Annotated in this window: 19 protein-coding genes and 1 pseudogene; 8 read left to right on the top strand and 12 right to left on the bottom strand. The window is 73.6% G+C overall.

What is annotated here, in order from left to right; translation table 11 throughout:
• Positions 1-26: 26 nt before the first annotated feature.
• Both BBH68_RS25115 and BBH68_RS40870 read left to right on the top strand, forming a co-directional pair.
• A complete protein-coding gene (locus BBH68_RS25115; protein WP_174589092.1) occupies positions 27-1,478 on the top strand; it encodes an AAA family ATPase in 1,452 nt (483 codons plus the stop codon).
• Between the two features lie 15 nt (positions 1,479-1,493).
• A pseudogene (locus BBH68_RS40870) lies at positions 1,494-1,646 on the top strand (DUF4333 domain-containing protein); the annotation flags it as partial.
• Positions 1,647-1,682: 36 nt separating this feature from the next.
• On the opposite strand, the gene BBH68_RS25110 reads toward BBH68_RS40870, so the two are convergent.
• Positions 1,683-2,564: an SDR family NAD(P)-dependent oxidoreductase gene (locus BBH68_RS25110; protein ID WP_174589089.1), complete on the bottom strand. Its 882-nt coding sequence runs from the start codon at positions 2,562-2,564 to the stop codon at positions 1,683-1,685.
• 80 nt (positions 2,565-2,644) lie between these two features.
• On the opposite strand from BBH68_RS25110, the gene BBH68_RS25105 reads away from it, so the two are divergent.
• Positions 2,645-3,070 (top strand): MarR family winged helix-turn-helix transcriptional regulator, encoded by a 426-nt coding sequence (locus BBH68_RS25105; protein WP_104531401.1) that lies wholly within the window; start codon positions 2,645-2,647, stop codon positions 3,068-3,070.
• A gap of 60 nt (positions 3,071-3,130) precedes the next feature.
• On the opposite strand, the gene BBH68_RS25100 is transcribed toward BBH68_RS25105, so the two are convergent.
• Positions 3,131-4,381, bottom strand: a complete 1,251-nt coding sequence (locus tag BBH68_RS25100) for a sensor histidine kinase (RefSeq protein ID WP_065965763.1) — start codon at positions 4,379-4,381, stop codon at positions 3,131-3,133.
• On the bottom strand, positions 4,371-5,048 hold the full coding sequence (locus tag BBH68_RS25095; RefSeq protein ID WP_065965762.1) for a response regulator transcription factor: 678 nt from the start codon (positions 5,046-5,048) through the stop codon (positions 4,371-4,373). Before BBH68_RS25095 ends, BBH68_RS25100 begins: the two co-directional genes overlap by 11 nt.
• Positions 5,049-5,172: 124 nt before the next feature.
• On the opposite strand from BBH68_RS25095, the gene BBH68_RS25090 reads away from it, so the two are divergent.
• Positions 5,173-6,882, top strand: a complete 1,710-nt coding sequence (locus BBH68_RS25090; protein WP_245738298.1) for a glycosyltransferase family 39 protein — start codon at positions 5,173-5,175, stop codon at positions 6,880-6,882.
• A 9-nt stretch (positions 6,883-6,891) separates the two neighbouring features.
• Here the strand turns inward: BBH68_RS25090 and BBH68_RS25085 are convergent, their stop codons facing one another.
• The gene (locus BBH68_RS25085; protein ID WP_065965761.1) at positions 6,892-7,617 is read right to left on the bottom strand and encodes an alpha/beta fold hydrolase; all 726 of its coding nucleotides are present in this window, start codon (positions 7,615-7,617) and stop codon (positions 6,892-6,894) included.
• Positions 7,618-7,755: 138 nt separating this feature from the next.
• Between BBH68_RS25085 and BBH68_RS25080 the strand changes: the two genes are divergently transcribed.
• Positions 7,756-8,622 (top strand): helix-turn-helix domain-containing protein, encoded by an 867-nt coding sequence (locus tag BBH68_RS25080; RefSeq protein ID WP_065965760.1) that lies wholly within the window; start codon positions 7,756-7,758, stop codon positions 8,620-8,622.
• Positions 8,623-8,634: 12 nt separating this feature from the next.
• Here BBH68_RS25080 and BBH68_RS25075 read toward each other — a convergent pair whose 3' ends face one another.
• The 5 genes from BBH68_RS25075 to BBH68_RS25055 form a co-directional block, all read right to left on the bottom strand.
• Positions 8,635-9,384: a class I SAM-dependent methyltransferase gene (locus tag BBH68_RS25075; protein ID WP_065965759.1), complete on the bottom strand. Its 750-nt coding sequence runs from the start codon at positions 9,382-9,384 to the stop codon at positions 8,635-8,637.
• Entirely contained in the window at positions 9,381-11,873 is a 2,493-nt protein-coding gene (locus BBH68_RS25070; RefSeq protein WP_079151186.1) for a SpoIIE family protein phosphatase, read from the bottom strand. The genes BBH68_RS25075 and BBH68_RS25070 overlap by 4 nt, the downstream gene beginning before the upstream one ends.
• Before the next feature lie 127 nt (positions 11,874-12,000).
• Positions 12,001-12,966, bottom strand: a complete 966-nt coding sequence (locus BBH68_RS25065) for a hypothetical protein (protein WP_065965758.1) — start codon at positions 12,964-12,966, stop codon at positions 12,001-12,003.
• 95 nt (positions 12,967-13,061) lie between these two features.
• Positions 13,062-15,383 carry an MFS transporter gene (locus BBH68_RS25060; RefSeq protein ID WP_425428842.1) on the bottom strand — a complete coding sequence of 774 codons (2,322 nt, stop codon included), beginning with the start codon at positions 15,381-15,383 and terminating at the stop codon, positions 13,062-13,064.
• A gap of 570 nt (positions 15,384-15,953) precedes the next feature.
• Positions 15,954-16,397: an SRPBCC family protein gene (locus BBH68_RS25055; protein ID WP_065965757.1), complete on the bottom strand. Its 444-nt coding sequence runs from the start codon at positions 16,395-16,397 to the stop codon at positions 15,954-15,956.
• A gap of 218 nt (positions 16,398-16,615) precedes the next feature.
• Here BBH68_RS25055 and sigJ point away from each other — a divergent pair, with 218 nt between their 5' ends.
• Entirely contained in the window at positions 16,616-17,578 is a 963-nt protein-coding gene (gene sigJ, locus BBH68_RS25050) for an RNA polymerase sigma factor SigJ (RefSeq protein WP_065965756.1), read from the top strand.
• A 113-nt stretch (positions 17,579-17,691) separates the two neighbouring features.
• Positions 17,692-18,771, top strand: a complete 1,080-nt coding sequence (locus BBH68_RS25045) for an Rv2578c family radical SAM protein (protein ID WP_079151193.1) — start codon at positions 17,692-17,694, stop codon at positions 18,769-18,771.
• Here the strand turns inward: BBH68_RS25045 and BBH68_RS25040 are convergent.
• Together BBH68_RS25040 and BBH68_RS25035 are read right to left on the bottom strand one after the other, a co-directional pair.
• Positions 18,753-19,118, bottom strand: a complete 366-nt coding sequence (locus BBH68_RS25040; RefSeq protein ID WP_065965755.1) for a MerR family transcriptional regulator — start codon at positions 19,116-19,118, stop codon at positions 18,753-18,755. The two genes, BBH68_RS25045 and BBH68_RS25040, sit on opposite strands and share 19 nt — an antisense overlap.
• A 90-nt stretch (positions 19,119-19,208) precedes the next feature.
• A complete protein-coding gene (locus BBH68_RS25035) occupies positions 19,209-20,000 on the bottom strand; it encodes an SDR family NAD(P)-dependent oxidoreductase (protein ID WP_079151183.1) in 792 nt (263 codons plus the stop codon).
• A gap of 58 nt (positions 20,001-20,058) precedes the next feature.
• On the opposite strand from BBH68_RS25035, the gene BBH68_RS25030 reads away from it, so the two are divergent.
• The gene (locus BBH68_RS25030; RefSeq protein ID WP_065965754.1) at positions 20,059-20,619 is read left to right on the top strand and encodes a GNAT family N-acetyltransferase; all 561 of its coding nucleotides are present in this window, start codon (positions 20,059-20,061) and stop codon (positions 20,617-20,619) included.
• 160 nt (positions 20,620-20,779) lie between these two features.
• Here BBH68_RS25030 and BBH68_RS25025 read toward each other — a convergent pair whose 3' ends face one another.
• A complete protein-coding gene (locus BBH68_RS25025; protein ID WP_065965753.1) occupies positions 20,780-21,472 on the bottom strand; it encodes a HEAT repeat domain-containing protein in 693 nt (230 codons plus the stop codon).
• Positions 21,473-21,793: the final 321 nt, after the last annotated feature.

Raw genomic sequence — 21,793 nt, 5'->3', positions numbered from 1 at the left:
GGTGTGCCGTGGACAAACCCGCCGAGATGTTCGACCGCGACTTCGAGTGGGCCGAACTGACCCGCTTCGCCGCCCTGCCCGGGCCGCGCGCCACGCTCGGCGTGGTCTCCGGGCGCCGCCGCCAGGGCAAGACGTTCCTCCTCGACGCCCTCACCCGAGCCGACAACGGCTTCATGTTCACCGCGACCGAGACCACAGAGACCGACGCCCTGCGCCAGTTCGGCGAAGCCCTCGCACGCTACCGCGACCAGCCCACCCCGTTCCGCTTCGCCCACTGGGACGAGGCAGTCACCGAACTCATGCGCATCGCCGACCGGGGCGGCCCCACCACCGCGGTCATCGACGAGTTCCCCTTCCTCGCCAAGGCCTCGCCCGCCCTTCCCTCGATCATCCAACGTGCCCTGGACCCCACCGCCCAGCACGCCAACACCCCCGTACGGCTCCTGCTGTGCGGCTCCGCTCTGTCCTTCATGGGCAGCCTCCTCGCCGGCAACGCCCCCCTGCGCGGACGTGCCGCCCTCGAACTCGTCGTTCCCACCCTGGACTTCCGCCTCGCCGCCGAGTTCTGGGAGATCAGCGACCCACGCACCGCCCTGCTCACCAACGCCATCGTCGGCGGCACCCCCGCCTACCGCCGCGAGTTCACCCAGGGCGACACCCCCAGCGGACCCGACGACTTCGACGACTGGGTCGTCCGAGCCGTCCTCAACCCCGCCCGCCCGCTCTTCCGCGAACCCCGCTACCTGCTCGCCGAAGAACCGGAACTACACGACACCGCCCTCTATCACTCCGTCCTGGCCGCCATCGCCGCCGGTAACGCCGCACGCGGCGGCATCGCCGACTACCTCGGACGGAAATCCACCGACCTCGCCCACCCGCTCAGCGTTCTCCAGGACGTCGGCATGATCACCCACGAAGCCGACGCCTTCCGCCGCAACCGCTCCGCCTACCGCATCGCCGAACCACTCGTCACCTTCTACCACGCGGTCATGCGCCCCGCCTGGGGCGACCTCGAGCGTCCCGGACGCGCCACCGCGGTATGGCGGCGCGCCCAGACCACTTTCCGCAGCAAGGTCGTCGGCCCGCACTTCGAGCAGGTCTGCAGGGAATGGGCCCGCTGGCACGCGGCCCCCGAGACCCACGGCGGACAGGTCACCAGGGTCGCCAGCGGCACCGTCAACGATCCCGTGGCGAAGACCGGCCACGAAGTCGACGTCGCGACGCATGGCGAGAACGGCGACGGCCGAGAAACGCTGCTCGCGATCGGTGAGGCCAAGTGGAACGACGTCATGGGGATGGGGCACCTGGAACGCCTCCAGCGCATCCGCGCCCTCCTCACCGCACGCGGCACCGCCACCGACGCCACCCGGCTCCAGTGCTACAGCGGCGGGGGGTTCACCGACGAACTGCGCCGCCGCGCCGACGACGACCCCTCGATCGAGCTGATCGACCTGGACCGCCTCTACCACGGCGCGTAACGCGACTTGCCGCCCCTCGTGGGCAAGGCCGACACCACGACCCGGTGCAAGCTCACCGCGGCCGACGGCAGCACCCTGGGCGTGACGGTCACGGTGATCTCAGTCGACGGCAAAAAGATCAACTTCGACATCAAGGCCGACGACACGCCCACCCCGGCCCCGAGCTGACCGCTCGGACCTCCCAAGCGGGCCCCGGAGCGCGCGTCACAAGGTGATGCCCAGGATCTTCTCGACCAGGCGGGACGTCTCCTCCCACAGCTCGCGCCGGGTCTCGGCGCTCCGGCCCGGCGGTGGACACTCCAACGGCCTGGCCTCCTTCACCGAGAAGTAGCCGCCGGTGACCGTGGCGAACGCGGGGTCGGTGGCCAGCCGGACGATGATGCCGGCGCCGCGCCGTGGATCGCCGATGCCCGCGCGGGTGAGCGCCTTCTCCAGCACCCCGGCTCCGGGCAGGTCGCGCCCGAGACCGGTGGTGTTGAACCCCGGGTCGCAGGAGTTGGCCGTGACTCCGGTACCCGTCAGCCGCCGGGCGAGTTCCGCGCTGAACATGATGTCCATCAGCTTCGTGCGCCCGTACAGGCGGCTCGACGCGCGGCGCCCGTACGGGGCGGTGAGGGTCAGGTCGCGCGCCGGGTCGAGGCCGCCCGCGCGCCGGGCGGCCTCGGAGGCGACGGTGACGATCCGCGCGGGGGCGGAGGCGATCAGCGCGTCGCGGAGCGTGTGGGTGAGGAGCCACGGGGCGAGGTAGTTCACCACCGGCATCTCGCTCAGCCCCTCGGCGGTGATCCGCTGGGAGAAGGCGTGTACGCCCGCGTTGTTGACCAGGACGTCGATGCGCGGGCAGCGGGCGGCGATCTCCTGCCCGGCCCGGCGTACGTCGCGCAACGAGGACAGGTCGGCCAGGAACACCTCGACGGGGGCGCCGCCCGGCGCGACGCCCTCGATGTCGCGGCGCAGCTCGTCGGCCCGCGCCCGGCTGCGGGCCACGATGACCGGCGCGGTGCCACGGCGGGCCAGTTCCAGCGCCGTGAGCCGGCCCAGTCCGCTCGTCGCACCGGTGATCACGGCGACGGGTCGATGATTCACGGGAATCCTCCTCGGCAGATAATGAGGTACCTCAGCAATATAGTGAGGCACCTCATCATTAGGCTAGTGAAGGAGTTCGGGTGAGCGGCACGGTGACGCCCGAGGAGCTGGGAATGCGCTTCCTGGTCCTGTCGCATCGGGTGCGGCGGGTGGTCGACGACCGGATGACCGAGCGAGGGCCGTCCCTCGCGCGCACGAAACTCCTGCGGGTGCTCGCCGAGCAGGGCCGGCTCCGCCAGTCCGCGCTGGCCCAGCGACTCGACCTCGCCGCCCGCACGGTCACCGAGACGGTCGACGCCCTCGAACGCGACGGCCTCGTCGCACGCACTCCGGACCCGGCCGACCGCCGGGCCAAACTCGTCAGCCTCACCGACGAGGGAAGCGCGGCGCTCGACGCCGCCCATGGCACCGGTGAACAGGTGCTCAGGGAGATTTTCGGAGCCCTCGGCCCCGAGCAGCGGGAAACCCTCGCGGGCCTGCTCGGCCTGATCGACCGGGCCACGTGAACCAGGCCACCTGAACCCGGCCGAACTGAACCCGGCCGTGCACCGCCGGGCCGAAACCCGCTAGACGCCGCCCGGGGCCGTGGTCGTGGCCGAGGGCAGGCGGCCGACGGCGCGCGCGCCGCGCGGGGCGTCCGCGAAGTGGAGGGTGCCGCCGTGGCGGACCGCGATCTCGCGGGCGATGGCCAGGCCGAGCCCGGCCCCGCCGGACTTCCGGGTGCGGGCGTCCTCCAGCCGGCTGAAGCGTTTGAAGACCCGTTCCCGGTCGGCCACGGGGATGCCGGGGCCGTCGTCGCGGACCTCGAACACGACGGTGGCCCCGTTCTCGTGGCGCTCGGTACGGACCGTGATCTCGACCGTGGTGCCGGCGTGACGGCAGGCGTTGCCCAGCAGGTTGCGCAGCAGCCGTTCGAGCTGGACGTCGCTGCCCCGGACCCAGGCCGGTGGGTCGTCGGCGGCGGCGCAGCGGATGTCGAGGGGCCGGGGGTGGGGCAGATGGAGGTGTTCCACGGCGAGGTCGTGGGCGAGGTCGGTGAGGTTCACCCGCGTGTCGGCGACGGGCGCGCCGCCGTCCAGTTGGGCCAGGAGCAGCAGATCGTGGCTGAGGTCCTGCAACCGCACGATGTCCCGCAGCGCGTCGCGCACGCGGGCCTGCCAGTCCACCCCCTCCGGGTGGGTCAGTGACGATTCGAGGGAGGCCCGCAGCCCGGCGAGGGGGCTGCGCAGTTCGTGGGAGGCGTCGGCGATGAACCGCTGCTGGAGTTCGGCGGACCGCTCCAGCCGGTCCAGGGTCGTATTGACGGTCCGAGCAAGCCGGGCGATCTCGTCGGCCGGGGCCGAGGACGCGACCGGCACCCGGCGGCCCAGCGACCGGGCCGTGATGTCCTCCAGTTCGCGGCGGATGGCCTCGACGGGGCGCAGCGCCCGGTCCGCCGCGATCCACGCGGTGGCGGCGAGGACCACGACGACGAGGGGTGCCCAGAACGCCAGTCCCCACCCGAGGCCGGGCAGGTAGCCGAACGCGGAGCCGCCGGTGGTGACCGACCACCACAGTTCGCCGGCGAAGAGGAGGGCCGTACCGGCACCGACCACGAGCGCGAAGCGCAGCCGCAGGGACAGGGCCCGCCGGACGGAGCGCGAGAACGCCCACACCGTGGCGCCGACGAGCAGCATGATGGCCGGGGCCCCGGCCTCGGGCCGCCGTAGCCGGTCCACGGCATCCGGGTACCGCGCGTACGCGGCGGTCGCGACGAGCAGACAGGCCGCCGCGAGCCCGACCCGGAGGGCGATCGGCTTGCGCGCTTCAGGCGGCATGGCCGGTCATGCGGTAGCCGATGCCGCGTACCGTCTCGATCGACGCGCGGCCGAAGGGCGCGTCGACCTTGCGGCGCAGGGCGCTCACGTACACCTCGACGATGTTCAGGTCGCCTTCGAAATCGGCCGACCAGACCTGATCGACGATGTCTGTCTTGGGGACGACTTCACCGGCCCGCCGGGCGAGGCATTCGAGCACCGCGAACTCCTTGGCGGTCAGCCTGATCCGGACGTCGCCACGGCCGCTGGTCCGGTTGGCGGGGTCGACCCACAGGTCCCCGATGCGCAGCACGGTGCGGGTGCGGGCGCCTCCGCGCCGGAGCAGGGCCCGCAGCCGGGCTTCGAGGACCACGTACGAGAAGGGCTTGGCGAGGAAGTCGTCGGCTCCGGTGTCCAGCGCCTCGGCCTCGTCGTACTCGCCGTTCTTGGCGGTGAGCATCAGGATGGGCGTCTCGATGTCCTCCGCCCGGAGCCGGGCACAGACCCGGTATCCGTTGAGGCCGGGCAGCATGATGTCGAGCACGATCGCCTGATACGGGTTCTGGCGCGCCATGTGCAGGCCGACCAGGCCGTCATGGGCCACGTCCACCGCGTATCCGGCCGCTTCCAGGCCCCTTTTCAGGGCGACCGCGAGCCCTTCCTCGTCTTCCACCACCAGTAGCCGCACCGCTCAAGTATCCACAGCCGTTTCCGCCGCCCCTGAAGAGGTCTTCAGGATCCTTCAGCGTCGTCTCAGCGGCTCCGGGAGAGCATCGGGCCCTTCCCTGCCGCCGTCTGCCGTGAGGTGTCCCGTGCCCATCACCGCCCCCATCCGCCCTGCCCCGGTCCGTGGCACGCCGGAAGCGTCCGGGAAGGCCAGGACGCCGTGGGGCCGCCGGGTGGCCCTGGCGGTGGCTGTTGTGACGACGCTCGCCGCCGTCGTGCAGCAGGGGTTGCTCGCGGTGGGTGTCGGCGGATGGCTTCCGGGCTGGCAGCCCTGGCCCTGGCTGCTCGTCGCCACCCCGGCGTGGCTGCTCGCCGGAAGGGGATTCGGGGCGGCGTCCGGTCCGCCGCCCGTGGTCGTCCGGGCCACGGACCGGCTGCGGCGCATACCCGCGTGGGCGGGCGCCGTCGCGGTGCTGGGGGCGGCCGCCGCCGTGTGGGCCGCTCTCCAGGACCACGAGCCGCTGATCGGCCACGAGGAGGCGGTGTACGCGAACAAGGCCCGCTCCTGGCTCGACGGCACCCCGGACGCGGGCTGGGGCACCTACCGCCCGGTGGGGCTCCCCGCGCTCGGCCGGCTCGCCCTGGCCGTCCACGACGACGTGGGCGCCCTGCGGGTGGTCGCGCTGCTGCTGGTCCTGTTCACCCTCGCCACGACGTATCTCGTCGCCGCCCGGCTGACCACGCCCCGGCGGGCCGTCGTGGCCACGCTGTTGCTCCTCGGCGGGCTGGGTTTCCTGCGCCGCGTACCGCAGTTCCTCAACGACATCGGCGCCACGGGCCTGCTGCTGATCGTGGTCCACCTGCTCGTCCGCGCCCAGGAGAAGCCGGGTTCACGGGCCCTGGCCGTCCTGCCCTTCGCCGCCCTCGCGGCCTTCTATCTGCGGTACGGCGTGGTGGGCACCCTCGGGGCCGTCGTCATCGCCGCCGTCGTCGCGTACGGCCCCCGGGCGTGGCTGGCCCAAGGCCGCCGGCTCGCCCTGTGCGCCGCCGTCTTCGTCGCCGGGCTGATACCGCACTTCGTCTACGCCACCGAGGTCACGGGCAGCCCGCTCGGCCTGATCCTCTCCGCGACCGAGCAGGCCGGCCGGAGCTATGTGGGCGACGGCCTCGTCTACTACGTGTCCGTCTTCCCGTACCGGCTGGCCGGTGACCTCGGCGCCGTCCTGATGGCCGCCGGGCTGTGGGGGCTGGGCGCCGCGCTCCGGCGCCGCCGCCACCACCGGCCGCGGCCCCACGACCGGCGGCGCGTGTTCCTGGGCCTGACCGCCGTCCTCACCTTCGTGATGCTCGGCGTGGCCACGGACGGCGAGCCCCGCTTCGTCTACCTGTCCGTCGCCCTGCTGACCGTGCTCGGCGTGCAGACCCTCGCCGAGGCGGCCGGCCGCTGGTCCGCGACCGTGCTCACCGCCGTCGCCGCGCTGGCCGCCGTCACCGTGCCGGCGACCGCCCAGTACGTGGCGCACGCCGCCACTCCGGGCCCGCACGCCCAACACCTGTCCACCGTCGCCGTGGCCCGGCAGCTCGCGGGCGACCGACCCTGCCTGCTGGTCACCGGCTACGAGCCCGACCTCGGCTGGTACTCGGGCTGCGACGCGGTCACCTACGGCCAGTACCGGCGCATGTCGCCGCCCTCCGGGGTCGAGGTGAGCCTGGTCCTGTTCGAGCGGGGCCGGCTCCAGCCCGGCCCCGCCTCCCTGCGGCGCCTCATCGGCGGGCGGGCCACCACGACCCGTACGATCCGCACCGCGGGCTCACTCGGCACGGCCACCGTCATCACGCTGCGCGCGGGACGCTGAGGCCCGCCTTCAGCCGAGCTTGAGCAGGAGGTCGGTGAGTTCGACCGGCATGGTGATCATGCAGTCGTGGCCGGTCGGCAGTTCCCACACCTGAGAGGGGGAGCCGTTCGGCTGGGTCGCGGGGACGGGGCGCCGGACGAAGCCGTCCAGCTCGACGGCGGTGCAGTGGACGTGCGTCCGCGCGATCCCGTTCACTGCCGGGTTGTCCAGCCGGACCGGCTGCTGGAGGCAGCGCACCGGCTGATCCGACAGCATGGTGCGCAGCCACGCCACGTCCTCCGGGTCGGTGACGCCGAACAGACCGGCGGGACCCGGCATTTCGGGCGGCGGCGGCACGCGCCAGCCGCTCTCGGACGCCAGGGCACGGTCGATCACCTTCTGGGCGACGGGGAGGACATCGGCCGCCGTCTCGCCGTGCTCCGGGACCATCGCGTCGAGGTAGACGAGGTGCGCGATCCGCTCCGGTATCTGGTTGGTCACGGACGAGATGACCAGCCCGGCGTAGCTGTGGCCGACGAGCACGACATCGGTGAGGTCTTCCCCGGTGATCAGCCGGACGACGTCCTCGACGTGGGTGTCGAGCCCCACCTCGGGGCCGAGCAGATGCGCCTTGTCGCCGTAGCCGGTCAGGGACGGCGCGATCGCCCGATGTCCGGCCGCCGTCAGCAGCGGGACCACGCGGTCCCAGGCCCGGCCACTGTGCCAGGACCCGTGTACCAGCAGATACGTTGTCATGTCTTCGCTCCTCGCGGTGTTCGGCCCGGTGGGCCGCCGAACACGCTGCCGCCCGGGCCCCGCCCCAGCCAGGGCCCCCGCGATCCTGGGGGTGACAGGACCAGGCAGGCGCCCGATCGCGCGCATTACGGTGGTGGGATGGCCGACGAACGAAACCCGCTGGGCGATTACATACGCGCGCGCCGTGAGCTGGTCACTCCCGAACAGGCCGGTATCCCCGTGGTGGGGATACGGCGCGTGCCGGGCCTGCGCCGGGAAGAGGTCGCGATGCTCGCCGGCATCAGCGCCGACTACTACCTGCGCCTGGAACAGGGCCGCGACCGCAACCCCTCCGTGCAGGTCCTGGAGTCCCTCGCCCGCGTGCTCCGACTCGACGACGACGCGACGGCGTACCTGCTGAGCCTCGGCGCCGAGAAGCCCCGGCGGCGCCGGCGGCGCGCCCGGAAGGAGACGGTCCCGCCGGGCATAGCGGGGCTCGTCGCCGCGCTCCCCTTCCCGGCCTACGTCGAGGGCCGCTATCTCGACGTCCTCGCCGCCAACGCCTTGGCGACCGCCGTGTCACCGCGCCTCACGACGGGGGCCAACCGCCTGCGGGACGCGTTCCTCGACCCCGCCGAACAGGCCCTCTACTCGGACTGGGAGGACGCCGCCGGGTGCCTGGTGGCCGGCTTCCGCGCGTCCGTCGGCACCGACACGGACGACCCCCGCTTCATCGAGCTCGTCGGCGAACTCTCCCTCGCCAGCCCCCGCTTCAGCCGGCTCTGGGCACGCCACGACGTGGTGGCGTGCGAGGGTGAACTCAAGCACCTCGACCACCCCCAGGTCGGTCTCCTCCGGCTCAACCGGGAGCGGCTGGGCATCGGCGGCAGCGGCACGGCGGGCCAGACGCTCGTCATCTACCACCCGGACCCCGGCAGCGACAGCGCCGACAAACTGGCGCTCCTCGCCTCCGCCACGCGGACACCGGCGGCTCGTCACGGGGCCACCACCGCCGAACGGGCATGATGACCGTGGCGTTCAGGCCCGGGAGGCCTCGCCGGGCGGAGCGGTGCCCGGAGCCACCACGAACCACCGCGCCGGCAGGTCGATCCGCGTCCCGTCCGCCCGGTACTCGGTCTGCGGCAGGGTGGTGGGCCCCTGGGCCAGCACGGTCAGCCCCGCCTCGCGCAGCAGCTCCGGCACCTCCGCGTCCTGCGCGTCGGCGGGGCGCAGGCCGTGGTCGAACACCCGGCGGAGCTTGGGCGGCGGGCCCCCGGGGTCCTGGGCGGCCAACCGCAGTACGGTCTTGGACTCCTCGGTCAGCTCGGCCACGAACGCCCGCCCGCGCCGCCCCAGTAAGGTCGCCACCGCCTCGGCCACCGGCCGCCGGTCCGACGGGTCGCTCTGGTGGATGACCGCGCGCAGGTAGACGTTGGCGTCGCCGAGGCGCTCGTGCAGTTCGCGTACGGCCTCGGCGTCGGTGAGGTTGAGCTGCTCGAACTCGGCCACCTTCGCCGTATCGGCGCGCCGCGCGTGGTCGATGGCCGCCCGGGACAGGTCCACGCCGAGGGCGCGCGGGAAGTGGGCGGCCAGACAGCGGGTCTGGGTGCCGTTGCCGCAGCCGAGGTCCACGATCGGCAGTCCGGTGTCGGCGTACGGGGTCAGCAGCCGCAGGTGCGGAATCGCCGCCAGCGACGGGTCCGTGTCCCAGATGGCCTCGCCCGGCGCGTCCGAGGTGTTCCGCCAGTAGCCTTCCCACGCTTGCCGGTAGCGCTCCGACACGGTCATCCGCCACTCCTCGGTATGAGAGGCCCCCTGGCGCGGTGGGAGAGGGCCTGTTCGAACCAGACGGTCTTGCCCTGGGCCGTCCGGGTACTGCCCCACTCCCGCGCCAGGGCGCTGACCACCCGCAGCCCGCGCCCCGCCTCGTCGTCGGGGCCCGCGCTCAGCAGCGCAGGAAGCTCGTGGTCGTCGTCGGCCACCTCGCACAGCAGCGCCTCCGTGCGCACCAGGCGCAGCACCACGTGATGGGTGTGGGAGTGCCGTATCGCATTGGTGACGACCTCGCTGACCAGCAGTTGGGTAGTCTCCACGGCCTCCGGCAGGCCCCATCGCAGCAGCCGCTCGCGCACCAGCCGCCGCGCCCGGCCCACTTCCCCGGGGTCCAGGGCGAGCCGCCACCGGGCCACGTCGTGGGCCGGGACGCCGTTCAGCCGGGCCATCAGCAGCGCCACGTCGTCCTTGCGGCCACCTTGGGTGTTGAGGGCGCGGATGATGGTGTCGCACGCCTCGTCCATCGAGGCGGCCGGGTGTGCGGCGGACGCGCACAGCGCGGCGAGCCCGGCGCCTATGTCCTGGCCGCGCACCTCCACCAGGCCGTCCGTGCACAGCACCAGCCGGTCGCCCGGCGCCACCCGTATCAGGGCCGTCTCGAAGGGCACCCCGCCGACCCCGATGGGCGCCCCGGTCGGCAGGTCGAGCAGCTCGCTGCGGCCGTCCCCGGCGCGCACCAGCACCGGGGGGACATGGCCCGCGTTGGAGATCAGCAACTCGGAGCGGATGGGGTCGTAGACCGCGTACAGGCAGGTGGCGAGGTAGTGCTCGCCGAGCCGCCGCGCGAGGTCGTCGAGGTGGCGCAGCAGCTGCGCGGGCGGCAGGTCGAGGGCCGCCAGGGTCTGTACGGCGGTACGCAACTGGCCCATCATCGCCGCCGAGTTGAGCCCGTGGCCCATCACATCCCCGACCACCAGCGCGGTCCGCGAGCCGGGCAGCTTGACGCAGTCGAACCAGTCGCCGCCGATCCGGCCGAGCCGGGTGCCCGGCAGATAGCGGGTGGCGATGTCGCAGCCCGCCATGTGCGGGGTGACCTGCGGCAACATGCTGTCCTGAAGCGTCTCGGCGACGTTCTCCTGGTAGGTGTACATGCGGGAGTTGTCGAGCACCAGGCCCGCGCGGGCGGCGAGTTCGGCGCCCGTCGTACGGTCCATGTCGTGGAACCGCTCCCGCCCGGGGCGGCGCATCAGCACCATGAAGCCCAGCACCACATCGCGCGCCTTCAGCGGCACGATCAGCAGCGACCGGCCGTTGATCAGCGGCCTCAGGTCCCGCTTCTCGAACTGCGCGGCGATCCGGTCGCCCAGCACGTCGTCGACGTACGGGATCAGCACGGGCTCGCCGGTGACCATGCACTGGAAGAACGGGGTGTGCTCGGGGAAGGCGATGGACTCCCCGACCGGCACGGTGTCGTCCCAGCGGCCCGGTTCGTCGTTGTGCTCGACCCACACCCGGTGCCAGACGGTGGTGACGTCGGGCGGGCCGTCGGGGAACCCCTCGCCGGCCAGCACCTGGGCGCGCAGATGGGTGCCGGCGAAGTCGGCGAAGCGGGGCACGGCGGCGCTGGTGACCTCGCGGATGGTGCGGGCGAGGTCGAGGGAGGTGCCGATGCGCCCGCTGACCTCGTTGAGGAACTCCAGGCGCTCGCGGACGGCGGCGTACTCCAGATCGACCTCGTCGAGCGTGTCGGGCTCTTCGGGTGCGGATGTGTACGGGGCGCCGGGGGCGCCCGGTAATTCCCGCGCTCCCCCGGCGGAGGCCGCACGCCGTGCCGCCTCCTGGCGCGCCTGCCGCTCGCGATACCGGGGCCTGCCCCAGTCCGGCGTCACCGGCACCCGCTCGTACTTGCTGATTTCTAGAACCGGATAGCCGAGTTCGAGGATCTGCGAGACGATCCGGCCGCCCCTGACCGGGCCCATGTTGGGCAGGATGTCCGGCAGCCGCCCGGCGAGCCGGTCCGCGCCGGGGAACTCGGTGTGCAGCGCGAAGCCGGGCGAGAACCGCTCCCGCTCCCCGCCGGACCCGCGCTCGGCCGCGGCCAGGCGCGAGGCGTCGGCCGCCAGCACCAGCAGCCGCTCGGGGCCCGGGCCGACCAGCGGATACGCCCACCACAACACCTCGACCTGGCCGTGCTCCCGATCCGCCATCCGGGCCCGCCCGGCCGTGGCGTACCCGGTCGCGGGGTGGCGCGGCGCCCCGCCCTGCCAGCCCGCGCCGCCGAGCGCGCCCGAGACCGGCAGCAGATCCACCGCCGGGCGGCCCACGGCCTCCTCACGGGCCGGGCCGAAGAGCCGGCGCGCCCCCGAACTCCAGTGCGTCACCAGCCCCTCGGCATCGATGATCACCACCGCGAGCGGCATCCGCCCGGGCTCACCACCGCGCTGCGCCGGCACCCGGGGTGCCCCGCCCAGCTCATCGTCGCCGCGCGACATGCCACGGTCCATCGGCGGAAAACTCCTTAGCCAGGCAAGATCTGCGCCACCGCTACCCACGGTACGACCGTCGTGCCCCGGCGCGCGCCGCAACACCCGAATAGGGGGATGCCGCGGCCGGCGTCTCAGCCGCGCATGGTCAGCCCCGTATGGTCACGCCGTGGCGCGTGCGCAGTCGGCGCAGCTCCCACAGGGAGAGCGCGGTCACCGAGAGCGGGCCGCCGAACAGGGAGCAGAACTGGGCCCACAGCGGCCCGCCCGGCATACCGCTCCCGGTCGCGTTCATGACGGCGATGATCCACACCATCACCACGGTGATCACGGCCGGCAGCGCGGCGTGCACATAGGCGGTGTTGAAGGCGGAGCGGGCGACGTAGGCCGAGGCCATGAAGAAGAACGGCAGCAGCCACAGCACGAACCAGAGCGCCGGGACGGCGGCCACGAACAGCCACACCCCGTGCAGCCCTTCCATCGCGTCGATGTTGGCCAAGCCCACCCACAGGGTGGCGCCGAGGACGGCCACGGTCAGGACGTACCAGCCGACGGTCTTGGCCGGGACACTCAGCCGGGAGCGCAGCAACCGCCTCCGCTCCGGGGGCGCGTAGCGGATGAAGAGGGCGACGATCACCGGTCCGGCGACGAGGAGCAGGACCGGGGTCATGATGAGTTGGGCGGCGCTCTCGCTGGCCTGGTCCTTCAGGTCGTCGTCCGATCCGTACATGTAGTAGAGCGCGAACGTCGCGAGGACGCCGAGCACCGTGCGGGTGATCTGGACGCGGTCGACCACGGGGTCGTGGACGCGTGCGCCGCCGTCCTGGTCGAACAGTTTCCGCGCGGGCCGCTGCGCCAGGCGGAGCAGGGGGAAGAGGAAGGAGAGGAAGGGCACCCGCCGGTACCAGCGCCGGCCCGCGGGCGCCGGCCGGTAGGGGCCGGGCGGCGGCGGGGGCGGCCCGTACGGGTTCGGCGGCGGCGGCCCGTACGGCTGCGGCGCCGGATACGGCGCCGGCGGCGGTCCGTACGGATCCGGTGCCGGTGCCGGCGGCGGCCCCCAGCCGTTGCCTCCCTGCCCGGGCCCGTTCGGCGGACCCCATCCCCCCGTTGCCATGCCGACTCCTCCTCGCGTGCCTTCGGCGTCGCGTTCTCGCCAGTGGCCGGGAAGTCTAGGGCACGGGAAAGCCGCCGTCCCGTGCCCCGGATCCCTCAGTCCTCGTGGCCGAGTTGGAGGTCCCGCTCGGTGCGGCCGCCGCCCGCGACCTGGAGGACGGTGGCGACCGGCGGGTAGCCGGCCGCGATCACCGTGTACTCGCCCGCCGAGAGGTCGACGAAGCGGAAGGCGCCGTCCGCCGTGGTGGTCGCGGTGTCCACGACATTGCCGGCCGCGTCCAGCAGCGTGACGCGGGCGTCCTCGACGAGCCGTCCGCCGCCCGCGCGCACCACGCCGCGCAGCACCGCTCCGCCCGCCAGCTCGATGTCCTGCCGGGTCTCGCGGGAGGCCTGGACGGTGACCGGGAGGGCGGCGGGGCGGAAGGCGGGGGCGCTGGAGGCGAGGGTGTACTCGCCCGCCACCAACTCGGCGATCACATAGCCGCCGTCGCGCCCGCTGCGGGTGGTGGCGACGACCTCGCCGCGCACATCGGTGAGGGTGACGGTCGCGTCCCGCACCGGCGCGCCGTCGGCGGTGCGCACCGTCCCGGCCAGCCGGCCCGCGCCGCCGAGCACGACGTCCAGGTCGACCGGGCGGTCGCCGACGGTGACGCTGACCGCCCGCGGCTGGTGGCCGCCGGCCGCGGCGATCAGGATGTACGAGCCGGCGCCCGGCGTGCTCAGCGCGTACCGCCCGTCCTCCCCGGTGGCCCCGCGCCCGATCTGGCGCCCCGCCACATCGATGAGGGTGAGCGCGGCGCGCGGGACCGTGGTGCCGTCGTGGTGCTGGACGGTGCCGCAGACCGGCACACCGGCGGTGGTGGGCGCGGGCGCGGTCCTGGGCACGGTGCGCGCGGCCGGGACGACGGGGTCTTGCTGGACGGCAAAGTCGGTGTGGGACACCAGAGGTTTCTCCTTCAGCAGGAAGGCGAGCAGGAAGCCCAGGACGAGCACCGGCACGAGATAGAGGAAGATCCGCGGCATGGCGTCGGCGTACGCCGCGATGTAGCCGTCGCGCAGCGGGCCGGGCAGCGAGTGCACCAGCTGCGGCGTGACGGACTCGGGGTCGGGCAGGTCGGGCAGCCCTCCGGCGCCGGCCGCCCCCGGGTCCGCGCCGCCGGCGGGGAGTTCGACCGCGAGCCGGTCGGCGAGGCGGTGGGCGAAGAGGGTGCCGAAGACGGCCGCGCCGACGCTGCCGCCCATCTGCCGGAAGTAGTTGTTGGCGCTGGTGGCGGTGCCGAGGTCGGCGGGGCGTACGGAGTTCTGGACGGCGAGGATCAGCACCGGCAGGACCAGCCCGACGCCGAGCCCGAGGACCCCCATCCACAGGCTGTAGTCCTGGCGGGAGGTGTCCTCCGACAGCCGGGACAGCAGCCACATGCCGACCGCGGACGCCGCCCCGCCGAGGATCGGGAAGATCCGGTACCGGCCGGTGCCGCTGATGAGCTGGCCGGAGGCGATGGACGCCACGACCATGCCGCCCATCATGGGCAGCATCAGCAGCCCCGACTCGGTGGCGCTGACGCCGTCGACCATCTGGAGGAAGGTCGGCAGATAGCTGGCGGCCCCGAACAGCGCCACGCCGACGACCGCGCCGATGAGCCCGGTGACACAGAACACCGAGTCGCGGAACAGCCGCAGCGGGATGAGCGGTTCGGGCGCCACGGCCTCGACGACGGCGAACAGGATCGCGCTGCCCAGCGCCCCGAGCGCGAGCGTGAGGATGACGCGGGACCGCCACGGGTACTCGGTGCCGCCCCAACTCGTCAGCAGCACCAGGCAGGTGGAGGACGCGGCCAGCAGCAGCGCGCCCAGATAGTCGAAGCGCCCGCGCCGGACGGGCCTGGGGAGCTTGAGCGCGAGGGTCACGACGGCCATCGTCACCAGGCCGAAGGGCACGTTGACGTAGAAGCACCAGCGCCAGGACAGGTGGTCGGTGAAGAACCCGCCGAGCAGGGGCCCGGCGACCGACGCGAGGCCGAAGGCGGCGCCGATGAGCCCCATGTAGCGGCCGCGTTGGCGGACCGGGACGATGTCCGCCATGATCGCCTGGACGCCGATCATCAGGCCTCCGGCGCCCACGCCCTGGACCGCCCGGAAGGCGATCAGCTCGTTCATCGTGCGGGACCAGCCCGCCAGCGCGGAGCCGAGCACGAAGACCGCGATGGCGAAGAGGAAGACGCCCTTGCGCCCCATGAGGTCGCCCAGCTTGCCGTAGACCGGCAGCCCGATGGTCGAGGCGAGGAGATAAGAGGTGACGGTCCACGGCATCCGGTCAAGGCCGTGCAGTTCACCGACCACCTTGGGCAGGGCGGTGGCCACGATGGTCTGGTCGAGGGCCGCCAGCAGCAGCGTGAGCACCAGCCCGAGGAACACCATCCGCACCCGGGCCGGGCTGAGCCCGCCCGGAGCGCCGTCCGCCGCCCCGGGGCCCCGGGCTTCCCGCGCCTCCCGGGCTTCCCTGACGTCCTGGGCCTCCCGGGCGTCCTGGGCCTCCCTGACGTCCCAGCCGGGCTCCTTCGCCGCCGGATACGCCGGGGATGGCGGGGGCGCCGGGGATGCCGGGTACGCCGAGGGCGCCGACGCCTCGCGCCCTGCCTGGTGCGCCGTCTCCCGCGCCGCCTCGTACGCCGTCCTGGCCCAGGCGGGCGCGGGGGCGGCAGCACGTCCCGGCTCGTCCCCCTTGGCCAGGGGGGTCCAGGTGATCCCGCCCATGTCCTTCTCCCCTCGTCGCGCCTGCACCGCCGCCCATTTCTCGCATTACGCGACAACTGGGATCAAGCGCGACGAATCGCCGTTGACCGGCGGGGAGAGGGACATGAGGGGCTTTCGCCCCGGTCGGAGGGTGTGCGGCCACGCAATCACAGCGCGGGGGAAACCACCCGATCCGGTGATGCCGGGAGTTGCTTCTCGACCAGATCTCGAGTGCCGTCCCGGCTGCCGTCTCGCCTACTTCTCGACTTCGGCCGCGAGCTTGGCGAGCACCGCGTCATGGATACGGGCCAGCCCCTTGGGCGCGAAGGTCCGCTCGAAGAAGCCGCCGATGCCGCCCGCACCCTGCCAGACCGTGGTGACCTGCACCCGCGCCCTGCCCTCGCCCGCCGGGGTGACGGTCCAGGTGGTGACCATCGAGGAGTTGCGGTCCTTCTCGACGAGCTGCCCGTCCGTCGGCTCGGACACCTCGAGCAGACAGTCCCGCACCCGCTTGCTGGTGGCCTGGAGCTTCCAGTGGACGAGCGTGCCCTCACCGTCGCCGCCCTCGCGCACCTCGTACTCGCTGAACTGCTCCGGAAGCAGCCTGCCGCGCGTCCCGCTGTAGTCGGCGAGCGCGTCGAACACGTCCTCGGGGCTTCCCGTGACGATCCGCTCGGTGGTGGCCTCGACCTGGCCCATTGCTCTCCTCCACTCATTGCCCGGCGCCCCGGCGCGTGGCGCCTCGCCTGCGGCAAGCCAACCACCTCGGCTGCGAGTTTGCCCAATCGGCGCAGGACCGCGGCGCGGGCGGCGGAGGGACCCCGCAACGTCGGGCGACGCGCGCCGACCTGACAATTCACCGCGCTGTCCGGTCGAACGGATGACGGCAGACACGACCAAGGGAGTCAGTGACCACGATGGCGACCACCCCCTCCGAGCCAGGAGACGGCCGGCCGGACCCGCGCCAGAGCGCGGTCATGAACGAGCGGCGCCACCTGATCAATCTCGCGTACCGGCTCCTCGGCTCGCTGGCCGAGGCCGAGGACGTCGTCCAGGAGACCTACGCCCGCTGGTACGCCCTGCCCCCGCGGCAGCGGGACGACATCACCTCCCCCGGGGCCTGGCTGAACACGGTCACCAGCCGGCTCTGCCTCAATGTGCTCTCCTCGGCACGGGTCCGGCGGGAGACCTACGTGGGAGAGTGGATCCCCGAGCCGCTGCCCGAACCCACGGAGTGGCACGCCGGGCCCTCGGACGGCATCACCGCCGACCCGGCCGACCGGGTCACCCTCGACGAGTCGGTCAACATGGCCTTCCTCGTCGTGCTGGAATCGATGACCCCGGCCGAGCGGGTCTCGTTCATCCTCCACGACGTCTTCCGGTATTCCTTCGCCGAGGTGGCCGAGATCCTCGGCCGCACCCCCGCGGCCTGCCGCCAGCTGGCGTCCTCGGCCCGCCGCCGGATCCGCGTGGCGCAGGCCCCCGCGACTCCGGTGGCCTGGCAGGCCGACATCATCAGGAACTTCAAGCAGGCGTGGGAAGCCAAGGACATCAACGCCCTCATCGGCCTCCTCGACCCCGGCGCCACCGCGATCGCCGACGGCGGCGGCGCCGCCGGCGCGCTGCTCCGCCCCATCGAGGGCGCCCGGCAGATCGTGCGCTTCCTGGTCAACCTCGCGGGCAAGCTGGGCGACCTGACGTTGCTGGAACGCACGGTCAACGGCCGGCCCGGCCTGATCGCCCAGCAGGACGGGGTCACGGTGTCGGTGTACGCGTTCGACATCGCGGGCGACCGGATCAAGCGCATCTGGTCGGTGCGCAACCCCGCCAAGCTCCGGCCGTGGACGGCGGGGCCGACAGCGCTCGGTGAACGCGGCTAGCAGGGATCACGGTCACCCTCCCCCGGGGCGGCGGACGCGGGCCGCCGCCACCTCTCCCATCAATCAAACGTGTGTTCTAATGCTGGGAGGAGCGAGACCCGGAGGTGCACGCCATGCGCTGGGACAACCTGACCGACGGCGACGGGGCCGCCGCGCCCGCCCTCTTCGCGGCCGACGCGGTGACCACCCGCACCTTCGACACCCCCGAGTTCCGCGGCATCACCTTCCACGAGATCCGCGCCCGCTCGATCGTCAACCGGGTGCCCGGCGCCTCCCGGATGCCGTTCGAGTGGACGGTCAACCCGTACCGCGGCTGCTCCCACGCCTGCGTCTACTGCTTCGCCCGCAAGACCCACAGCTATCTCGACCTCGACACCGGGCTCGGTTTCGACACCCAGATCGTCGTGAAGGTCAACGCCCCCGAGCTGCTCCGCCGCGAGCTGGCCTCCGGCCGCTGGCGCGGCGAGCACATCGCCATGGGCACCAATGTCGACTGCTACCAGCGGGCGGAGGGCCGCTACCGGCTGATGCCCGGCATCCTCACCGCCCTGACCGAGCGCGCCAACCCCTTCTCCATCCTCACCAAGGGCACCCTGATCCTGCGCGACCTGGAGCTGCTGCGGCGCGCCTCCCGCGTCACCGACATCGGCGTCTCCGTCTCGGTCGGCTTCACCGACCCCGAGCTGTGGCGCACCGTCGAGCCGGGCACCCCCTCGCCGCAGCGGCGGCTCGAGGCGGTGCGCACCCTGGCCGACCACGGCATCCCGTGCGGGGTGCTGATGGCCCCGGTGATCCCCTTCCTCGGCGACTCCCCCGAGCGGCTGCGCGCGACCGTACGGGCCATAGCGGCGGCCGGCGCCACCTCCGTGACGCCGCTCGTGCTGCACCTGCGGCCCGGCGCCCGCGAGTGGTTCACGGCCTGGCTGGCCCGCCACCACCCGCACCTGCTGCGCCGGTACGAGGCGCTGTACGCGGGCGGCTCGTACGCGCCCCGGTGGTACCAGCGGCGGATCACCGGGATGGTCCACGAGTTCGCCGACGAGTACGGCATCGGCCCCTACCGCGCGGGCGCGCACCGGGGCGCCCGGGAAGCACCCCCCGCCCCGGCCGGCGCCGGCCCCGGCGCCGGCCCCGGGACCGGCGCCGAGTCCGGCTCCGCCGCCGGCGTGCCGGATCAGCTGACGCTGCTGTGAGGGTCCGCCCGGCTCAGGGCCGCCGCCAGGCGGTCGCGGGCCTCGACCTGGGCGGCGATGCGCGCGTCGAGGACGGCGAGCCGCTCGCGGGCGATCCTGAGCCCCTCGGCGGCGGGCCTGGCGCTCGTCATGTCGCCGTCCAGGCAGGGCAGGAAGCAGCGGACATCGTCCAGCGTGAGGCCCACGGAGAGCAGGTGTCGGATGTTGCGGACCCGGACGGCGGCGCGCTCGTCGTAGACGCGGTAGCCGTTGTGCTCGCGCGCGGACGTGATCAGCCCCGCCTGCTCGTAGTGGCGCAGCGCGCGCGGCGTCGCGCCCGTCGCCTTCGCCAGCTCCCCGATCCGCACCGGTCCCACCTCCGGTGCAATCTTTACCAGGCGATACAGCTACCAGGCGATGCGGTTGCCAGGCGATACGTCCACCGGACGGCGGGGCCCTCAGCCGACCACCGCCCCGCCGTCCACCGGCAGCACGACTCCCGTCACGAACGACGCCCCCGGCGAGGCGAGTTGGACGATGGCCCACGCCACCTCCTCCGGCCGCCCGATCCGCCCCAGCGGGGTGTGGGCCAGCTGCCAGGCCCGGACCCTCGCGCGCTGTTCGGGGGTCAGCCCCTGGTGCTCCCCGATGGGGGTCTCGATCGCGCCGGGCGCGACGGCCGCCACCCGGACCCCGCGCGGCGCCAGCTCCACGGCCCAGCTGCGGGTCAGGGTTTCGAGGGCCGTCTTCGTCGCCGCGTAGAAGGAGTTGCCCGGCCAGGCGCGCTGCCCGACCGAGGTGCTGACGTTCACCACCACCCCGCCGGTCTCCTCCAGCGGGGCGAGGGCCGCCTGGGTCAGCAGGACGGGCGCGAGGAGATTGGTGGCCAGCAGCGGGGCGGCCAGCTCGGGGGTGAGGCCGCCCAGTGGCGCGCCGCGCACGATCGCGGCGTTGTTGACCAGCACGTCCAGCCGCCCGTGGGTCTCGATCACGCGCCGCACGATGTCCTCGGGGGCGCCCTCCGCGGTGATGTCGGCCGCCAGGGGCCGGATCCGCGGGTGGCCCTCCGCCGTCTCGTCCAGCGGCGCGGGGCGCCGCCCCACCGCCACCACGAGCGCCCCCCGCGCGGCGAGGGCCCGGGCGGTGGCCCGGCCGATCCCGGTGCCCGCGCCGGTGACGAGGGCGACCCTGCCGTCGAACGGGAGGGCGGCCGGACCGGAGCCGTGGTCGGTGTCGCTGATGTGGTTCATGGCCGGGATCCTGCGACCTTGCCGCCGGCGGCAGGGTCAAGCCGCCTACGGTGGACGGATGGACGGCGTGCGCGTGAGGGAGATGACGGAAGCGGATATCGACGCGGTCGCGGCGGTGCGGGTGCGCGGGTGGCAGGTGGCGTACCGGGGGCTGATACCGCAGGCGCACCTGGACGGCATGAGCGTCGAGCAGGACGCGTGCCGGCGGCGCGAGTTCTTCTCCAGAGGCGTGGGCGACGTGGTCAACGTGGTCGCCGAGACGGGCGCCGGCGAGGTGGTCGGCTCGGGCGTCGGCGAGGTGGTCGGCTGGGCGTGCTTCGGTCCGTATCGCGACCGCGATCTGCCGTCGGGCGACGCGGAGTTGTACGCCCTCTACGTACGGCCCGACCTGGTCGGCGCCGGCATCGGGCGGCTGCTGCTGACGGAGTCGGTCGCCCGCCTGTCGGAACGCGGCTTCCCGCGGCTGCGGCTGTGGGTCCTGGCGGGCAACGACCGCGCCCGCCGCTTCTACGAGCGCGCGGGCTTCGCCCCGGACGGCGGGACGGAGGCGTACGAGGTGGAGGGCGTGTCCGTGCCCGAGGTCCGGTACGCCCGCGAACTCGCCCCCGCCGCCGCGTAACCGGTCCCCCGCCCCCGCGTAACCGAATCCCCGCCCCCGCGTAACCGCCCTGTCGCGTCGGCGGCCCCGGGCCGCCGGGGCGCGCGACCGCCGGTGGCAGCCTCCGGGGCGGGGCCGTGCCCGCGCCGCCCACCCCGGGGCCGCACCCGCGCCGCGCGCGTCAGCGCACCCGCGTGCGGCCGGATTTGTTCGGGGCCGGGCGGCGGGTGCCGGTGGTGGGGGTGTCGGTGGCGGGGGCGTCGGCTGTCAGGGTGCCTCCGCCGCTGATCCGGGCCATGGCCGCCGCGGCGGCCGCGCTGAGGCGGGGGTGGCGGGCCGCGGCGGTCAGGGCGGGAACGGCGCGTTCGTCGCCGATGGCGCCGAGGCCCTCGACGCACGCCCGGGCGATCGGCCAGTGCCGGTCGCGCGCGGCCAACTGGCGTTCGAGCGCGGCGACGAGAGCGGGGACGGACTCGGGGGCGCGCAGCTCGACGAGCAGCCGGATGGGGTGCAGGGAGTAGGCGGTGCGCAGCGGGTTGGTGGCCAGGGCGGCCGCCGCGCGGGCGGTGCGCGGGTCGCCGAGGCGGGCCAGGACGCGGGCGGCGGTCGCGCAGCGGGCCGGTTCGCGGTAGTTGAGGAGGAGGACGAGGGTCTCGAAGGCGCGGCGGTCGCCCGCGCTGCCGAGCACGAAGGCGGCGGTCTCCCGGGCCCACAGGGGCTGCTCGGGCGCGACGAGGATGCGGGCGAGCTGTTCGCGGGCGGCGGGGGTGCCCTGCCGTACGAGCGCGAGCAGCGACGCGTGGGCCCTGGCCTCCTCCGGGGACGAGAGCGAGGCCCGCACCCGGTCGGTGAGTACGCGGAATTCTTCGTCCATGTGGTGGTCTCCCCTCCCCGGTGACCGGCGCCCCGGCGCGCGGGTCACGAAACAAGCTCTGGCGTCTTGGTTACCCGCCGGTTAAACTGGCGACACGAGCAGCACCCCTGCTCTGGCGGCCTGGTGACGCAGCCGCCGGGTGAAGTCGGTTCGGCAGTGCGGTTCGGTACGGCGTGGCCCCGGGACAGGGCCGGCCGCGTGTCTCCCACGGGCAGTCTGCTCCGTGTGGCGCTGTTCGTCAGGGAGCGTGCAAGCCCTTCCGTCGGAGTTTCGTGTCAGCCCGCCGTGCATGACCGAAAGCTCCTCTCAGTCGTCACTTCA

The sequence above is a fragment of the Streptomyces sparsogenes genome (assembly GCF_001704635.1).
GTDB lineage: Bacteria > Actinomycetota > Actinomycetes > Streptomycetales > Streptomycetaceae > Streptomyces > Streptomyces sparsogenes.
This window is presented reverse-complemented; position numbering and strand designations above follow the sequence as displayed.

Excerpts from the sequence above, each read along its gene's own strand:
- BBH68_RS25115 (WP_174589092.1), top strand. The coding sequence starts at position 27 with ATGTTCGACCGCGACTTCGAGTGGGCCGAACTGACCCGCTTCGCCGCC.
- BBH68_RS25045 (WP_079151193.1), top strand. The coding sequence starts at position 17,692 with ATGCGCTGGGACAACCTGACCGACGGCGACGGGGCCGCCGCGCCCGCC.
- BBH68_RS25030 (WP_065965754.1), top strand. The coding sequence starts at position 20,059 with ATGGACGGCGTGCGCGTGAGGGAGATGACGGAAGCGGATATCGACGCG.
- BBH68_RS25080 (WP_065965760.1), top strand. The coding sequence starts at position 7,756 with ATGGCCGACGAACGAAACCCGCTGGGCGATTACATACGCGCGCGCCGT.
- BBH68_RS25060 (WP_425428842.1), bottom strand. The coding sequence starts at position 15,383 with ATGGTGTTCCTCGGGCTGGTGCTCACGCTGCTGCTGGCGGCCCTCGAC.
- BBH68_RS25085 (WP_065965761.1), bottom strand. The coding sequence starts at position 7,617 with ATGACAACGTATCTGCTGGTACACGGGTCCTGGCACAGTGGCCGGGCC.
- BBH68_RS25075 (WP_065965759.1), bottom strand. The coding sequence starts at position 9,384 with ATGACCGTGTCGGAGCGCTACCGGCAAGCGTGGGAAGGCTACTGGCGG.
- BBH68_RS25025 (WP_065965753.1), bottom strand. The coding sequence starts at position 21,472 with ATGGACGAAGAATTCCGCGTACTCACCGACCGGGTGCGGGCCTCGCTC.
- BBH68_RS25065 (WP_065965758.1), bottom strand. The coding sequence starts at position 12,966 with ATGGCAACGGGGGGATGGGGTCCGCCGAACGGGCCCGGGCAGGGAGGC.
- BBH68_RS25035 (WP_079151183.1), bottom strand. The coding sequence starts at position 20,000 with ATGAACCACATCAGCGACACCGACCACGGCTCCGGTCCGGCCGCCCTC.
- BBH68_RS25100 (WP_065965763.1), bottom strand. The coding sequence starts at position 4,381 with ATGCCGCCTGAAGCGCGCAAGCCGATCGCCCTCCGGGTCGGGCTCGCG.
- BBH68_RS25070 (WP_079151186.1), bottom strand. The coding sequence starts at position 11,873 with ATGGACCGTGGCATGTCGCGCGGCGACGATGAGCTGGGCGGGGCACCC.
- sigJ (WP_065965756.1), top strand. The coding sequence starts at position 16,616 with ATGGCGACCACCCCCTCCGAGCCAGGAGACGGCCGGCCGGACCCGCGC.
- BBH68_RS25055 (WP_065965757.1), bottom strand. The coding sequence starts at position 16,397 with ATGGGCCAGGTCGAGGCCACCACCGAGCGGATCGTCACGGGAAGCCCC.